This window comes from Vibrio sp. ED002 (assembly GCF_023277445.1).
Taxonomy (GTDB): Bacteria; Pseudomonadota; Gammaproteobacteria; order Enterobacterales; family Vibrionaceae; genus Vibrio; species Vibrio jasicida.
Map to the genome: position 1 here is coordinate 2,168,040 of NZ_CP080239.1, position 13,734 is coordinate 2,181,773.

The 13,734-nt window shown below is 44.1% G+C and carries 14 protein-coding genes; 9 read left to right on the top strand and 5 right to left on the bottom strand.

The features are described 5' to 3' along the window. The first annotated feature begins 4 nt into the window (after positions 1-4). The 4 genes from dctP to ITG12_RS26435 all read left to right on the top strand — a co-directional run bounded on the left by dctP (position 5) and on the right by ITG12_RS26435 (position 4,262). On the top strand, positions 5-1,048 hold the full coding sequence (gene dctP / locus ITG12_RS26420; RefSeq protein ID WP_038876478.1) for a TRAP transporter substrate-binding protein DctP: 1,044 nt from the start codon (positions 5-7) through the stop codon (positions 1,046-1,048). A gap of 118 nt (positions 1,049-1,166) precedes the next feature. After that, a complete protein-coding gene (locus ITG12_RS26425) occupies positions 1,167-1,709 on the top strand; it encodes a TRAP transporter small permease (protein WP_038876542.1) in 543 nt (180 codons plus the stop codon). After that, the gene (locus tag ITG12_RS26430) at positions 1,706-3,049 is read left to right on the top strand and encodes a TRAP transporter large permease (protein WP_038876476.1); all 1,344 of its coding nucleotides are present in this window, start codon (positions 1,706-1,708) and stop codon (positions 3,047-3,049) included. The genes ITG12_RS26425 and ITG12_RS26430 overlap by 4 nt, the downstream gene beginning before the upstream one ends. A 31-nt stretch (positions 3,050-3,080) precedes the next feature. Next, positions 3,081-4,262: a Xaa-Pro peptidase family protein gene (locus tag ITG12_RS26435; RefSeq protein WP_038876474.1), complete on the top strand. Its 1,182-nt coding sequence runs from the start codon at positions 3,081-3,083 to the stop codon at positions 4,260-4,262. 27 nt (positions 4,263-4,289) lie between these two features. Here ITG12_RS26435 and ITG12_RS26440 read toward each other — a convergent pair whose 3' ends face one another. After that, positions 4,290-4,904, bottom strand: coding sequence for a mechanosensitive ion channel family protein (locus ITG12_RS26440; RefSeq protein ID WP_038876473.1), 615 nt, complete (start codon positions 4,902-4,904; stop codon positions 4,290-4,292). A 512-nt stretch (positions 4,905-5,416) separates the two neighbouring features. Here ITG12_RS26440 and ITG12_RS26445 point away from each other — a divergent pair. After that, positions 5,417-6,139, top strand: a complete 723-nt coding sequence (locus tag ITG12_RS26445) for a TerC family protein (RefSeq protein ID WP_248874535.1) — start codon at positions 5,417-5,419, stop codon at positions 6,137-6,139. A gap of 21 nt (positions 6,140-6,160) precedes the next feature. On the opposite strand, the gene ITG12_RS26450 is transcribed toward ITG12_RS26445, so the two are convergent. Beyond that, positions 6,161-7,645 (bottom strand): winged helix-turn-helix domain-containing protein, encoded by a 1,485-nt coding sequence (locus tag ITG12_RS26450; protein WP_248874537.1) that lies wholly within the window; start codon positions 7,643-7,645, stop codon positions 6,161-6,163. Between the two features lie 499 nt (positions 7,646-8,144). On the opposite strand from ITG12_RS26450, the gene ITG12_RS26455 reads away from it, so the two are divergent. The 3 genes from ITG12_RS26455 (at position 8,145) to ITG12_RS26465 (ending at position 10,058) form a co-directional block, all read left to right on the top strand. Continuing rightward, positions 8,145-8,624 (top strand): porin, encoded by a 480-nt coding sequence (locus ITG12_RS26455; protein ID WP_038868315.1) that lies wholly within the window; start codon positions 8,145-8,147, stop codon positions 8,622-8,624. A gap of 168 nt (positions 8,625-8,792) precedes the next feature. Continuing rightward, a complete protein-coding gene (locus ITG12_RS26460) occupies positions 8,793-9,194 on the top strand; it encodes a GFA family protein (protein WP_005435931.1) in 402 nt (133 codons plus the stop codon). A 150-nt stretch (positions 9,195-9,344) separates the two neighbouring features. Further along, entirely contained in the window at positions 9,345-10,058 is a 714-nt protein-coding gene (locus ITG12_RS26465; protein WP_248874539.1) for a class I SAM-dependent methyltransferase, read from the top strand. A 529-nt stretch (positions 10,059-10,587) separates the two neighbouring features. Here the strand turns inward: ITG12_RS26465 and ITG12_RS26470 are convergent. Next, positions 10,588-10,851 carry a hypothetical protein gene (locus ITG12_RS26470; protein ID WP_248874542.1) on the bottom strand — a complete coding sequence of 88 codons (264 nt, stop codon included), beginning with the start codon at positions 10,849-10,851 and terminating at the stop codon, positions 10,588-10,590. A 463-nt stretch (positions 10,852-11,314) separates the two neighbouring features. Here ITG12_RS26470 and ITG12_RS26475 point away from each other — a divergent pair, with 463 nt between their 5' ends. Beyond that, the gene (locus ITG12_RS26475; protein ID WP_038876457.1) at positions 11,315-11,737 is read left to right on the top strand and encodes a hypothetical protein; all 423 of its coding nucleotides are present in this window, start codon (positions 11,315-11,317) and stop codon (positions 11,735-11,737) included. Between the two features lie 106 nt (positions 11,738-11,843). On the opposite strand, the gene ITG12_RS26480 is transcribed toward ITG12_RS26475, so the two are convergent. Both ITG12_RS26480 and ITG12_RS26485 read right to left on the bottom strand, forming a co-directional pair. Further along, positions 11,844-12,641, bottom strand: coding sequence for an aminoglycoside 6-adenylyltransferase (locus ITG12_RS26480; RefSeq protein WP_038876455.1), 798 nt, complete (start codon positions 12,639-12,641; stop codon positions 11,844-11,846). A gap of 149 nt (positions 12,642-12,790) precedes the next feature. Beyond that, on the bottom strand, positions 12,791-13,555 hold the full coding sequence (locus ITG12_RS26485; RefSeq protein ID WP_248874544.1) for a transporter substrate-binding domain-containing protein: 765 nt from the start codon (positions 13,553-13,555) through the stop codon (positions 12,791-12,793). Positions 13,556-13,734: the final 179 nt, after the last annotated feature.

Genomic DNA, 13,734 nt, shown 5'->3' on the forward strand with positions numbered 1-13,734 from the left:
AAGGATGAAAAAATTAAGCGCGGCAATTTTAAGCTTAGGCGTTGTGTTTGGTGTTCATGCCGAAACATGGAAGTTTGCTTCAGAAGAGGACAAAACGGACGTTCAAGATATCTACGCTCAGAAGTTTGCGGAGGTGATTAAGAAAGAATCGGATGGTGATATTCGTGTTCGTATTTACTACTACGGACAACTGGGCACTGAAAACGACATCGTCGAATTAGCAGCAAAAGGAACCATTCAATTCGTATCTGTTGGCGCAGGTCACTTAGGTTCATACGTTCCTGAAGTTCAGGCAGTCAGTTTGCCTTACGTGCTGGGTACGGATGAAAAAGTAACGCATCAGGTTTTAACGGAAAGCCCGACGATTTATAACCAACTCGCCCCTAAGTTTGAGAGTGTAAACCTAAAATTACTGTCCATGATGTCTGAAGGCGAGATGGTATGGGGAGGTAATAAACCGATTCGTACACCAGAAGATTTCGCCAATCAAAAGATCCGCACTTTTACGTCAACGATTCCTGTCGAAACTTATAAAGCATTTGGTGCAACGCCGACACCTTTATCTTGGGGAGAGGTTTATGGCTCTCTTCAACTGAAAACGATTGATAGCATGGTCAACCCAATCTATTTCATATACAACGCTAAATGGCATGAAGTTCAAGACTATTTGATGTTCCCGGGGCAGCAGCCTTATGTGAGCACCGTTTCGACCAACAGCAAGTGGTACAACGGTTTGTCTAAGGAAAAGCAAGCCATGGTTGATAAAGCGATCAAAGCCGCAGATCAGGCTGCCTACGATTACCAAATTCGCATCAACAAAGAAAATATGGACAAGATCCTCAAAGAGCGCCCAGATCTTCAAGTCGTCGTACTTTCTGATGATGAAAGAGAGCGCTTTAAAGTGTTGAGTGAAAAGCTTCATGATACTTACTTTGATGTTGTTGCGAACGCTTATCCAGCCGATCAACAGACAGAAGCTCGCCAAGGAGCGAAAGCCATTCTTGAAAATATTCTAGATGAAGTGCGAGTGGCTTCCCAAACGCAATAATGCTCTATGCGCCATCGATTATCCGTTTGATTAGCAAGCGGGTAATCGTCTTTGCTGCTCAACACGAGTAGCAGAAAAAGGATTGTACTGCTCAAGGAAGTATGGAGCTTAGTGAATGATGAAAGATCTTTTACATAAAATCAGTGTTGCAACAGAAAAGCTAGAACGCTTTCTGATCATGATTGCCATTCTTGTCATGATGACAAATTCTACGGCGAATGCGATTGGTCGTTATGCTTTTAACAAAAGCTTATTTTTTTCTGAAGAGCTCAACCAGTTTTTAATTGTGACGGTGACCTTTGTGGGTTTTGCTTACGCGGTGAGGCAAGGTCGCAACATACGAATGACGGCAGTCTATGACTCGCTAAGTTTTCGTGCTCAAAAAATCCTCACCACAATGATCGCGTTTTGCACTGCGCTTCTTATGTTCTATCTAGCGTACCAAGGTTTACTCTATGTTGAAGAGCTTAAATCTATCAACCGACTTAGTCCTGCATTGCAGTTTCCAGTGTATTGGGTGTACTCAATCATTCCTATCGGATTTGCGATTGCCGGTTTGCAATATTCAATGAGTTTTATCATGAACTTGCTACACCAAGAGATCTACGTGTCTTTTGATGTCATTGAAAACAAAACCAGTGCCAAAGGTGAATTCGAATGAGTAGCGTGACACAGTTTATCTCTGACATCATTGCTGGAGAGCCGGATATTTATGTCATGACCTTCACCTTGGTCACAGTCATGGTTATCTTGCTGTTTCTTAGTTTTCCTATGATTGTTCCTCTTGCTGTAGGGGCTTTAATCGGTCTCATCCATTTTTCCCAAGTTGAACCTGGTGTTGTCATTCAGCAGATGGTTACTGGGATTTCTCCCAATGCATTAATTGCGGTTCCGATGTTCATTTTAGCTGCGGACATCATGACGAGAGGTAATACAGCATACAACTTGTTGGGGTTAATACAGGCGTTTGTGGGACACCTTCGAGGAGGGCTTCCAATCACCACGTGTATCAGTTGTACTTTATTTGGTTCAGTCTCTGGCTCTACGCAAGCGACAGTCGTATCTGTTGGACAAATCATGCGCCCTAAGCTGTTGCAAGCGGGGTACAAAGACAGCTTCGTTATGGCGTTGATCATCAACGCAAGTGATATTGCGTTTCTTATTCCCCCAAGCATCGGCTTGATTCTTTACGGTACGCTTGCCAATGCCAGTGTTGGCGAGTTGTTTATTGCGGGCATTGGCCCAGGGTTAGTTCTGGCAGGGTTATTTTCTTTGTACAGCTATGCCTACAGTGTAAAACACAGTGATAGCCTAACCTTGGTTGAAAAGACCAATAGGGCCGAAAAGCTGCTCGCTATTAAACAAGCGATTTTGCCATTAGGTTTTCCTGCATTGATCATTGGCGGTATCTATTCTGGTATTGTCACGCCAACAGAGGCCGCATCTTTTGCTGTGTTGTATGCCATTATTGTTGAGTGCCTTCTGTACCGAAAGTTGGGCGTCAAAGATATTTGTGATGCAGCTTTAAATACGGGATTAATTACCGCAGTCGTTTTCGTACTGGTCGGCATTGGGCAAGCCTTTTCATGGTACATCTCATTCGAACAAATACCCCAAGAGTTACTTGCACCTCTTGAACTGGATAATGCGTCACCTGAATACATCCTGTTTATCATCGCGTTAACTTTCTTTGTAGGCTGTATGTTTGTCGATTCGCTTGTGGTGTTACTGATACTCACACCGATATTTATGCCTATCGTCAATGCCGCAGGAATCGATCCCATCTTGGTGGGTGTCATGGTGACGCTTCAAATGGCAATTGGTTCGGCTACCCCTCCATTTGGGTGCGATATTTTTACTGCTATTGCCATCTTTGAAAGACCGTACATGGAAGTCATTCGTGGCACATTACCATTCTTCCTCATTCTGATTTTGATGTCTGCGTTGCTGATTTTCTTCCCTGAAATCGCCTTGTTACCAAGAGACATTTTGTTCAACTAACGTCGTGTTTATCGCGCTAAAAGGACTAAAAATGAGCACATTACCTTTGATTGCCCCACCTAGAGGGTTTGAAAACGCGGAGTTTGAACAGCGTACTTATGAGCTGCAAAAGCGCTTGCGAGAACAGAACATTGATGCGGCTTTCTTTACTACGGAACCAGAATTTCGTTACTTCAGTGGCTTCAAATCTCAGTTTTGGGAGAGTCCTACGCGACCATGGTTTCTCGTTGTTCCTAGTACTGGTAAACCTATCGCCGTGGTTCCGGAGATCGGCGTATCAGGCTTTGAAGATACATGGATAGATGATGTAAGAAGTTGGCCGTCACCTCGACCACAAGATGACGGTATTTCATTATTGGCATCAACATTAGCAGAAGTCAGTTTACGAACTCATAAAATCGGCGCAATGATCGGGCCGGAAACACACTTGCGCATGCCCGCACAGAACTTCCAGCAACTTCAAACTCTATTGAGTCGGCATAATGTTGTCGATGTATCACAGATTGTCCGTGATATTCGTAGCGTTAAGTCTAAAGCTGAAATTGACAAGATTCGTTTTGCTTGTCAGGTCACCGCCGCTGGGTTTGAGTTCTTAAAGCAATACCTTGCAGTCGGCATGACAGAGCGCCAAGCTTGTAAAGCCATGCAAATTGAAATGTTACGGTTAGGTGCTGACAGTTGCCCTTATTTGATATCTGGCTCCGGTGTTGGTGGTTATGACAGTATCATTATGGGGCCGACCGATAGAGAACTAACAGAAGGCGATGTGCTGATTATTGATACCGGAGCAAACTATGATGGTTACTTTAGTGACTTCGACAGAAACTATGCCTTTGGTCAAATAGATGAAGAGGCTCAGCAGGCGTACGATACGGTCTATCAAGCGACGGAAGCGGGGCTAATAATTGCAGAGCCGGGCAGAACCACAGGTGATCTTTGGCAGGCAATGTGGTCTGTACTCGAGAAAAACGGCGCGTTAGGGAATGATGTCGGACGTATGGGGCATGGGCTTGGAATGCAACTGACGGAATGGCCATCCCATGTTCCTAACGGTGATGTGATCTTAAAACCCGGCATGGTATTAACGCTTGAACCTGGGATGGCATTCGCACCGAATAAAATGATGGTGCATGAAGAAAATATCGTCATTACTGAGAATGGGTGTGAGCTGCTTCATGAACGAACGTGGAAGACCTTACCTGTCATCGTTTGATGGGTAAAATACTAAGAAAGCCGAGCACTATGCTCGGTTTTCTTGTATCTGAAGGTCATCAACACCGGCACTAACATCGATATCTACGTCGGTGACCTTTTGTAGAGTGGGTTCAACGGCATTCTTATAGGTTCTCTTGGTGACGTTCTTTTGTAGCAAGAGGTTATTTGGGTAAGTCGAAAAGTCGCCGTCTTCATGCTTTATCAAGGTGTGAAACAAACGAATGTCTATGATCATCCCTTCAATTCCTGCGCCATCATCAATACGAATGTTATCGCCTACACGATAAGGGAAAACGAAGAAGATAAGAAAGCTAGCAGTGATGTTGCTCAGAATTGACCACTGAGCAATAAAGCTCACGCCTAGAACGGTGAACACAGAAGAAAGGAAGATAGAAAAATTCCCGTAGCCAATACCACTCACGAGCAAAAACGTAGCAAATAAGAAGACGAACAACAAAATGTTCACCGTTCTGGTAATGAATAATATTCTTGGTGGTTTGACTTTTTTATTCCGCGCTAACGTAGTGAGTGCTTTCGTCGCGATCTTACTGAAGATTTGATAAGCCAAAATGAAAATCAGACCGAGCAGTATGTCGTAGTCACTCAGGATTTGTAGAAATTGTTCAATCGATGACAGCATCACGTTCTCCTCTTTATAGGGCAAGTGTACGGTCAACAACCGGAAAAAGCGTCAAGTCTCTCTCAGCAAAAAATCATATCTCTCTCATGCCATTTTATAAGCCAAAGAAACCGTTTCTTTTGGTACGAGTTTTTCACCTTTGGTGGTTTTTAGCTTATTTAAAGCTTTGAAATTAAAGTGTTTATTTGTTTTATATTTTCTTTATCTTTTTCTTAGTGCTTTGTGATGTGGTTATGAAACGGGTGAATACAATAGCCCTCCTCTGATTAACCACAACCTTGGAGAAAATGATGACACTTATCGCGATCAAATTGCTTTACGTGTTCTACAAAGCAATGAAAAGACGCTACTCATAAGCGCGTCATTAGGGAACAACTCACCCAAAGCACCTAAGAACGGAATACAGACTTCCCCATGTTAGAGAGGGGATTTGAGCGCAAGGTAGTGCCTGCTTAGGAGAGAGTGGATATTGAATAACTATTCTTTCGTACTTTGCACAGAGAACTTAAATAATGAATCTCGACTACTTTATCGCCTTCGGCACCTTACTCATGTTAGAACTCATTCTGGGTGTCGATAACATCGTCTTTATTACCATCATGACTGAGCGTCTTCCTCCTCATTTGCGCCAACGCGTACGTAATCTCGGTATCGGTTTAGCGGTGTTAAACCGCATTGCGCTGGTATTTTCGGTATCTTGGTTACTGTCTTGGAAAGAACCGTTTATCGAATACCAAGGGGTACCGCTCTCTTGTAATGATCTTATCTTTATTGTCGGTGGCGCATTCTTGCTGTTTAAAGGCATCAAAGAGCTTTGGGCGTGGGTCGTGCCTATTGAAACTCCACCACACCAATTCTTTGCTGGGCAAGTTGGCACGGTAATATTGCAGATTATTGCGGTGGACGTGGTGTTTTCTCTCGATTCGTTGATTATCGCGGCAAGCCTAACGCAGGACATCACTATTCTTGCTGGTGTGATCATCTCTTCAAGCGTGATTCTGATGTTGATGGCGAATAAAGTTCAGGCTGTGATTACTCGCCATCCCGGATTGAAAGTGCTCGCGCTGCTATTCCTCATTGTATTAGGTGCGCTGCTGATTGTTGAAGGGTTGGGGCTGAACATCGATAAGCACTACGTTTACAGTGCGCTCGCGTTTGGTTTGCTGCTTGAGCTATGCCATATCTTAATCAGCCGACAACCTTCTTCTCGACGTGTGGCAGGACAGTACTTCTAAACTTTAATGCGAAGCTAACCACTACGGGTTAGCTTCGCTTTTTACGCTTTGCAATTCTTTAATCATGGTGTCCAAGTTGCTGTCAAAGAACAATGGGCCCGCAAGTTTCAGTGCAATTGGCGACGACGTATTTTGTGTCGCTTGCAAATACAGCTCTTTTGCCCCGCTTGTGTGACCGCGAGCTTCTTCCGCTTTCGCTAGTAATAGATAAGTTAAGGACGTTTGCTGATTGTACGGAATCGACAACAGTATTTGTGATGCCTTATCCGGATTGTCTTCCGACAGCGCCAAGATTGCGTTGGCTTCACACACTCTTGGGTTATTCCCTCGCTTCAAAACTTCAGACAAGGAAGAGGAATATTCCTTGTTGAGTGCTTCAATCACTTGCTGCTTATTGGCTTCGTCTTTGGTAAACACCCTTAACACTTCACCGATGTAGTTTACCGAAATGGTGTAGGCATTATCTGGTGCGAGGGCTTTTGCTTGACGAAAATACGCCATCGCATTTTCATAGCCAGCGTTGTTGTACAAAGCGCCCGTCCCAGACATCAAAGCTTTTACTGCTTCAGGATCTTTAGGGAAGATTGACACATTGTGTTCCAACTCTTCTTCCGGCACCTCAATGTACATCGCGCGTAGCATGTCATCGATCATGGATGGGAAAGTTTGATGAAACCGTTCAAAGTTGGTCGAGTAACGACGATTCAAATGAGTCTGCCCTGAAACGCGATTGTGATACTGGAACAACAAACGCAGCTTTTTTCCATCGCTGTTCTTGCTGGTGGAGATGTTGAACTCTACTGCGGCGAGTTTTCTGTGTTCTTTGGATTTGACCACACGAATGTTGCTGTAAAACCCTATGTGTTCCATGAACTTAATGACGATACCGTACAGTTCTGGTCGTGCTTTCACATCTTCACTGACATTCAATACTGCATAACGAAATTCGTAATGGCTTAAGTGCCCGGTGTGAGAATCAGGGTTCGGCTTTGGGTCGTCTGCGCGAAACAGTAAAAATGCCGCCTGAATAAGAACAATCAAAGAAAGTGCGCCAATTAAGATGGGTTGTTTGCTCTTTGTAGGACGGTGCTCAACGGCCTCTATCGCGGGTTTCGAGGATTCAGTTTGTGACTCTTCCTCTTCAATTACCTGATCTTCCGGTTTCTGTATCGCGATTTTTTCCAGTTTTACTTCGCCATCAAATCGATACCCACGCTTTGGTACGGTGACGATGTAGCTGCATTCCTGTTGGCTGTGTTTTTTCAGCACTTTTCTGAGTTCAAATACCGCTTGGGTGACCACTTGATCGGTCAATACACTGCCGCCCCAGACTTGCTCGATAAGTTCATCTCGCGTGTGAGTCAGCCCTGGGTTCAGACATAAGAACTCAAGCAACTTTGAGAGACGGTTATCAATCGTAATGCATGAGTCAGCAAACTGTATTTGCCCCTCATTGGGCACAAAACGCCACTCATCTACGATAAAACTGATGTTTTTGTCAGGCATTCACACTCGCTCTTCTATTTTTTATTCATCTCATTGAGTAAATGTAGTCTCAATTGGATGATTTTGCTGACAATTTAAAGCGCGAGTAACGTGATTTTCTACACATTCCGTTATCGGAACGCCGATTTTTGCTCTCTACCTTTAATGCCTTCCTTTTTACCTAGGAAATCAACACTGAATGGCAGAAAAGTTCCAATTAACTTAGTTGTTTTACCCTCTGTTTTGATATTTAAGTTTTTGTATTTATTGATTTTATATTTTGTTTATATGCCAGTGATGAAGTTTTATTAACTGCTGAGTTTTACGTTATGTCACAGCGGCGAAAACACAGGATGATGCATCCCACACCGCAAGTGAGGGGCGAGCTTCTTAAAAGAGAAAAGGCGCAACGTTCCCTGAAGTCACTTGCAATAAGGAAATAAAAATTCGATGCATGAGCATCACGTACTGAAGGATTAGGGAATGTTAGTCAACCTTTTATATTGAGAGTTATTAAGAAATGAAACTGAACAAATTTATTCTTCCAATCGCTGCTATCTTCTTTGCTACACAAGCTGCTGCTAACCCATACATTGGTGCTAGCTACCTATATTCTGAATACCAAGTAAAGAACGAGAACACAGACTTTAGTGACCAAAACAGCGGTTACAATCTTTACATCGGTTACCAGTTTAATGACCTACTGTCGATTGAAGGTGGATATGCAGATTTCATCGATACACACAAAGACTTCGAGCACATCTACTCTGATGCTTGGCTAGCAAGTGCGAAACTAACACTACCAATCACTATTTTTGACGTTTACGGTCGTGTTGGTATGGGCCACTTCCAAACGAACCTTGGTGATTCAAACGACATCTACTACGGCGTAGGTGCAGGTGTGACATTGGGCCCAGCTCGCGTTGCACTTGAGTACACCATGTACGAAGCAAAAGTTGTTGAGAACAGCTACGCGCTAAGTGCAGAGTTCCGCTTCTAAAAAAAAAGCAACGACTTGTCCTAGTTGTTTTCCACTGCGCTTATGGAAGAGTGCGGTGGTTTTCTTCGTTCCATTTTTGCAAACCTGACTTTCTTGTCTTTATTTCGTCGTCTCGGACTGGCATGGTGATTCGGTAACTGACATTCCAATAAAGAGAAGGACTTAACAATGGAAGTACTCAAAGGCTCATGTCTGTGTGGCAAGGTGAAACTCGAAGTCGCGGATGAATTCAAATACATGGGCAATTGTCATTGCTCTGAATGCCGCAAATTTACCGGATCCGATTACTCGTCAGCAGGTGGCGTTGCACTGGATAAACTTATTGTGATTGAGGGCGCGGAACACATCCAAACCTATCAGAAGAGCGCCAATACCGAACTCTCATTCTGCCGTCACTGCGGCTCTAGCCTTTATTCGAAGAAGAACAACGGTATCGTCAATGTGCGCTTGGGTATTCTTGATGATGTGCCTTCCCATAAGCCAAGCTTCCATATTTTTGTCGCATCCAAAGCACCTTGGAATGACATTACTGATGACCTCAAGCAATTCGAAGCCGAACCCAAGCTATAAGCTGGTTTGAGGCAGAGCATCGTACCAAATCAGAAAGCATTTAAAGTTGTGAGATAGAGCCACTCAAATGAGTGGCTTTTTGCTTTTGAGTGGCAGTAATATCCGACATTATACGACTAGTTAACATCGACAGATTTTGGGAGAACATCAGTGAGCGAAGAATACAACCAAGCCATCTCTAAGCATTACGCGGCTTATCGTCCGCCGCTGCATCAAGTCATCCTACAAGCTAATTTAGGTGCGTTACCCCAGTTCCAGTTGGGATTAGATATTGGCTGCGGTACGGGCATATCAACACTGGCATTGGCTAAATACTGTCAGCAATTGCATGGTGTGGATCCGAGCACGTCAATGATTGAGCAAACCAAACCATCAGCAGGTATTGAGTATCATGTCGGGGATGGTGAGCATGTGCCATTACCAGACAACAGTGCGGATGTCGTGACGTTTGCAGGCTCACTTTCTTACGCGAAATCTGCGGCTTTGGTGACTGAGCTTCAACGCGTCTGCCAATCTGCAGCGCACGTTGTGGTGTACGATTTTGAAGTGTTGCTCGAAAAGCCCCTCAAGCTGTTAGGCATAGAGATGGAACTGATGGAGTCCAACTATGACCACGCTATCAACTTCAGTGATTGTGATGCTTTCCAAGCGATGAAGGTTTACAAGGAGACCGTAGAGCTAGAAGTCAGCGCTGAAGAGCTGGCGCATGTGCTGTTTTCTTCTTCAAAGCGTTACAACAAGTTGGTTGAGGCATTCGCAGGAGATGACCCATTCGCAAACGCTGTTGAGGCTTTGAAGCAGCTTAGCCAAAAACACGTTATTCAAGCTGATACCTATTTCGCGATGTACCAGATAAATGCGTGAAGCTCACACCAATTAATGACTAACCAAAGCCGCTATCACAGTGGCCTTTTTGTTCCTTGAAACTGTGAAATACGCTCCGTTTTTCTTTTGTATGTGAATTTGCGGTCAGATTTTTAGTAACTGTTTCATCTGTAAGTAAATCCAAAGGAAAGTGCGGTCAAACTCTAATTTTGGAGGCAGGGGCTTGTGATAGGCTCACTTCAATTATAAGCAAACGTCCCACTAGTGTTTTGGTTTCACTGGTCGCTGTCATTTGCATCCGCGCCCGCCACCGTGCCGCCCCAGAAAAAGTTTTTGTCAAATCCGAACTGTCGCGCTCGAGGCTATAATAAAAGCTTGTTATAAGTTCGAACTGGTTGCATGGCAAAATCCAATCGCTTTTCTTTTATATCCTGCTCTGCCCTTGGTGGCCTCCGCGCTCGTACTGCATTGATTTCCGCGCTTTTTGCTTCCGGTTCGCCGCAGTTCGGTAAGACACCTCCATCGACTGGCGAACAGCGCTTTACTATAATCATTGAGCACTGGTTAATTAACGACGCCAGCTGATCGTTCCGCAGGTTAGGCGGTAAAAAAGTTGTAAATTATAGCTCAACTTTAATGAATCACTGCTAGAAAGGTTTTTGCGTTTTTGCGCTGCTATTCCATGTTCCAATAATATAAGAGATAATTGAGTAAGATTATTTAATGATCCAGATTTGGTCGAAGTACTGAAACCGTCGCTCCCATCCGCTAACAGCGCTTGCAAACCCAGTTCAAGAGGCTGAGGTTCATCTGAATAGATAGCAAAGGTCATGCTCAGCGCCCCAGCTATGCACTAGTAGTTACAAATTGGTTCTGTGGCGCAGCTTTGAATACAATCTTCATTGATCCCGCTTGGTGCACCGTGCAGCACATGAGCTGGTGCAACAACCGCAGCTCACTTCTGTGGTCGATATTCTGATCCAATGATCTTCTGAACTACTGATGATCAATTTGTCGCTGATGGAATGTCGTGTCGCACACTGAATGACGATGTATAGTTGCAAACGTATCAATGATAAAAATGATGTAACGCTGATCGGTGAATTGTCGAGAGTAGTTTACAGGCCTGTCTGCCCGAGGTCGTTGTAATAGCAGCGTCGCCAGTTTTCCGCTCCGGTCTAGCATTGTTGCCCTCAGCCAAACGTTTCGTTTCTCTATAACCTCTGCAAACCAACTGCTGGCTCAAACCTCTTCACCCTTGTTTATTTAGCGATTTACTTGTTAGAAGAACAAATATGAAAAAGACAATCTCAACAATGGTTTTAGCAATGGCACTTGTCGGCTGTGATGACGCAAGCAAAGCCATTGACCAAGCACAAGAAGCCGCAAACAAAGCAATTGATACGGTTCAAGAGCAGATGGATTCAGTAGAAGAAGCGTTTAACCTAGACCAATTTGGTGATGCAGCTGAATCTGTAGAAGAACTGGCGGCATCGGTTGAAGAAGCAATGAATGTGGATTTCAGTGACCCTGAAGCACTTATTGAAGCGAAAGAACACATTGCCAATGCTTACGCTTGTTTGGTGGAAGCGTCTTCTGAATCGACAGTGGATAAGGTGATGGATAAAGTGATGTCATCTATCGGCAGCGAAGAAACCAAATCTCTGATTGAAGAAGGCATCGAGAAGGCACAAGCCGCAAAAGAGTGCGTGATGTAATCGCTCTCAGTGAATCAGACCGATGAAAAAGGGGATAGTGATATCCCCTTTGTTGTTTCTATCTGTTGTTGTTTTTGCGTGTCATTGTTTTTACGCTGTGCCGGCTCTACTCGCTTTTCAGCTCTTGCTGGAAGTAATCCATACAAAGCTGCTGAGCTTCCGGTTTAATACTGACTTGCTCGTTCTTTCGCAGCGATAGATACAGCTCTACGATCTTTTCAAATGCAGGAATCAGCGCTTCTCGTTCTGGCATGGCGACGGTTTGTTTTAGCTCCGCCGCAAACGCAGGCATGCGTGATTCTATTTTTCTCACGCCAGAAGGAGTCAACCCTTGTTGTTTCAGGGCTAATGGCGATATCGCAACAGAGCGTAGGAACGATAAAAATTCCGCAGCCTCAAAGTATTCCCCACGCGCAATCTTGGTTGCGCCGTAATGAACCCAAATCCAAAAGCGATCTTCAATCCACTGTGGATCCGGTTGTGGGTAATGAGGCTCCGTAATTTCGAAGACTTGCGATAGCTGCCCGTCGCGTTCCCAAAGCACTTTAGTGTCATCAACACGAGTGGCTGCATCCGGCAAAGAGACAAATTTGAAATCGACATGAATCGCATCTGGCGCGTAGATTGCGATCACTAATCTTGGTTCTCCCACGTGTTCACCAGTGAAAGCCGCGACTTGACCTTCTACTTGGTCGATAAGCGCAAAGCGCTCTGCCATTACCGAATCAAAATCTTCAGGATTGATGGCGATGACCAAATCCAAATCACTGTATTTGTCCATGGAGTCAGAGGCGTAAGAGCCACTTGCACCAATACCAAGAATGCGTGAGTCAGCAGTGAATACCGCAAGAATTTTAGTTAGAAGCTGTTCATGAGTTTGAGGGAGCGTGCTTGAGAATTTCATATTTTACCTATTAATCATGGTTGATATTAGAACCATCAGCAGGATGGTTAGTGCGGTAAAATTAGCGCAGCATTACAATATGGCGTGAAGCATCTTAAGAAGCAACAAAAACCGCTCTAAATTGAACGGTTTTTGATATGGGCTGTGAATTACTTCAGCGAGTTATGGTGCATAAATTGCTCGTCGATGCCTTTTAGTTTCATTTCATCCATGATGAAGTTCACTGTGTTCAATAAACGCTGTTCGCCTTTTGGGATCAAGTAGCCAAACTGACCTTTGGTAAACGGGTCTTCACAGCGAGCTGCTTCTAAACGCTCGTCCGTGACTTGATAGAACAACCCCTCCGGAGTTTCTGTCACCATGACATCAACTTTGCCCGCCGCGACGGCTTTCGGTACGTCTAAGTTGTTTTCGTAGCGGGTGAAATGAGCTTGTTGCAGGTTTTTATCCGCAAAGGCTTCATTTGTACCACCGATATTGACGCCGACTCTAACCGAAGGGTCGTTAACTTTTTCGAGCGTATTGAATTGCTCTGCTTTGCCTTTTGCAACCAAGAAACACTTACCAAATGTCATATAGCCTTGTGTTTGCTCTGCGTTCAGTTGGCGTTGCATTTTACGTGTGATACCACCCATGGCGATGTCGTATTTGTCTTCATCAAGGTCATTGAGTAGATCTTTCCATGTGGTTCGAACCAGCTTCAATTTGACGCCTAGTTGCTCCGCAATGTGGTTGGCGACATCAATGTCATAACCAGAATAACTTTTGCCGTCATAGTAAGAAAACGGTTTGTAATCGCCCGTTGTTCCAACACGTAAGGTGCCTGATTTTTGTATGTCTTCCAGCTTATCGGCTTGGGCAACACCGGAAAGTGCCAGTGCTACGGAAGCAAGTAAAAGTGTTGTTTTTTTCATTGTCGTTGTTTTATGTGTTGTGTTTGTTTGAACACTCAAAGTAACAGGAAGTATCAGAAAAAGAGATCAAACCAATAAGAAAAAACACCATATTGAAGAAAAAAATAGCGACTTTGAATGTGATTGCATTTGCTAATTTATACGTATTAAAAGCAAACTTTTTTCTTATGAATGGCAGA

Bases quoted from the DNA above. Each gene is read 5' to 3' on its own strand.
- ITG12_RS26425 (WP_038876542.1), top strand. From the start codon at position 1,167: ATGAAAGATCTTTTACATAAAATCAGTGTTGCAACAGAAAAGCTAGAA.
- ITG12_RS26445 (WP_248874535.1), top strand. From the start codon at position 5,417: ATGAATCTCGACTACTTTATCGCCTTCGGCACCTTACTCATGTTAGAA.
- ITG12_RS26470 (WP_248874542.1), bottom strand. From the start codon at position 10,851: ATGACCTTTGCTATCTATTCAGATGAACCTCAGCCTCTTGAACTGGGT.
- ITG12_RS26480 (WP_038876455.1), bottom strand. From the start codon at position 12,641: ATGAAATTCTCAAGCACGCTCCCTCAAACTCATGAACAGCTTCTAACT.
- ITG12_RS26440 (WP_038876473.1), bottom strand. From the start codon at position 4,904: ATGCTGTCATCGATTGAACAATTTCTACAAATCCTGAGTGACTACGAC.
- ITG12_RS26435 (WP_038876474.1), top strand. From the start codon at position 3,081: ATGAGCACATTACCTTTGATTGCCCCACCTAGAGGGTTTGAAAACGCG.
- ITG12_RS26455 (WP_038868315.1), top strand. From the start codon at position 8,145: ATGAAACTGAACAAATTTATTCTTCCAATCGCTGCTATCTTCTTTGCT.
- dctP (WP_038876478.1), top strand. From the start codon at position 5: ATGAAAAAATTAAGCGCGGCAATTTTAAGCTTAGGCGTTGTGTTTGGT.
- ITG12_RS26485 (WP_248874544.1), bottom strand. From the start codon at position 13,555: ATGAAAAAAACAACACTTTTACTTGCTTCCGTAGCACTGGCACTTTCC.
- ITG12_RS26460 (WP_005435931.1), top strand. From the start codon at position 8,793: ATGGAAGTACTCAAAGGCTCATGTCTGTGTGGCAAGGTGAAACTCGAA.
- ITG12_RS26430 (WP_038876476.1), top strand. From the start codon at position 1,706: ATGAGTAGCGTGACACAGTTTATCTCTGACATCATTGCTGGAGAGCCG.
- ITG12_RS26475 (WP_038876457.1), top strand. From the start codon at position 11,315: ATGAAAAAGACAATCTCAACAATGGTTTTAGCAATGGCACTTGTCGGC.
- ITG12_RS26450 (WP_248874537.1), bottom strand. From the start codon at position 7,645: ATGCCTGACAAAAACATCAGTTTTATCGTAGATGAGTGGCGTTTTGTG.